Raw genomic sequence first — 1,284 nt, 5'->3', positions numbered from 1 at the left:
TCATGCCCCGCCGGATCTTGAGGTCTCGCGCAAACCAGTTAGCACAGGAGCCGGAATCGCTGGTGATGATGGCGCGTTCCGGCAGACGCGGCGACAGTTCCCAGGCGACGAGCTGGGGATTGATCGGCGTTGCGGGCTGATGCGCGCGGCCGTCGAGCGTCTTCCACCATTTGGCGACATCATTTTCGATGCCCTTGCGCCAGGCGGGGTCGGTTTTGGGCGCGAGCCGCGGCAGCAATGCGCGCAGTGTCTCGGCGGCGTCGCCGACGAGGCTGACTTCCATGGGGAAGCGGATCGACGTCATACCGGCATCGATATCTATCTGTACGCCGCGCGCGGCGCTCTCTTTCGGGAGTAATTCTGGTAGGGGAATGCGGAGCCGACCATCAGCAGCGTGTCGCATTCCATCATCATGTTGTAGCTTGGCTTGGTGCCGAGCAGGCCGATCGAGCCCGTCACCCATGTAAGATCGTCCGGCAGGGCCGCCTTGCCGAGCAGCGCCTTGGCGCAGCCGGCGGAGAGGCGGTTGGCGACCGCGATCACCTCGTCGGTGGCGTGCAGCGCGCCAGCGCCGATCAGCATCGCGACCTTCTTGCCGGCGTTGAGCACCGCCGCCGCATGATCGAGCTCGGCCTCGCGCGGTATCACGCGCGGGGCGCTATAGCCGACACCGGAATGCAGCGTCCCGTGCGCGCGGCGCGGTCCTTCGTAAGGCTCTTCCTGGAGGTCGCCGGGCAGGATGATCGCGGTCGGTGCCCGGCGTGCGAGCGCGATGCGCACCGCGCGGTCGATCAGGTGCCGCACTTGAGCAGGTGAGGAGGCCTGCGCGACATACGCGCCCGCGACATCCTTGAACATCGAGACGAGATCGAGTTCCTGCTGATAGCTCCCTCCAAGCGCACTGCGCGCCTGCTGGCCGACGATCGCCAGCACCGGTTGGTGATCGAGCAGCGCATCATAGACGAGGGGAACGGGATTGCGCGGACAACCCCCTTGATAAGCTGCAGGCCCGGTGATCAAATGCGAGGCACCGGGTCCCGATGTCGCGATACAGACGCCAAGCTCCCCGGAAAACTTTGCGTACGCGCTGGCCATGAACGCTGCCATCTCCTCGTGCCTGGCTTGCACGAAATCGATCTTGGCCTCTGCCCGGTTCATGGCGCCGAACACGCCATTAATGCCGTCACCGGGGTAACCGAAGATATGGCGGACGCCCCATTGATGCAGACGTTGGACGATGAAGTCGGAGACGGTCTGGGACATCTGGGCAGCCATTACGTTGCG

1 pseudogene is annotated in these 1,284 nt (G+C 64.8%); it reads right to left on the bottom strand.

What is annotated here, in order from left to right:
• Positions 1 to 1,263 (bottom strand): annotated as a pseudogene (locus OWC48_RS45890) (thiamine pyrophosphate-binding protein); the annotation flags it as partial.
• Positions 1,264 to 1,284: the final 21 nt, after the last annotated feature.

The organism is Bradyrhizobium sp. Arg816 (genome assembly GCF_029989365.1).
Lineage (GTDB): Bacteria > Pseudomonadota > Alphaproteobacteria > Rhizobiales > Xanthobacteraceae > Bradyrhizobium.
Note: the sequence above shows the minus strand (reverse complement) of the source record. Positions and strands in the feature narration are given on the sequence as shown.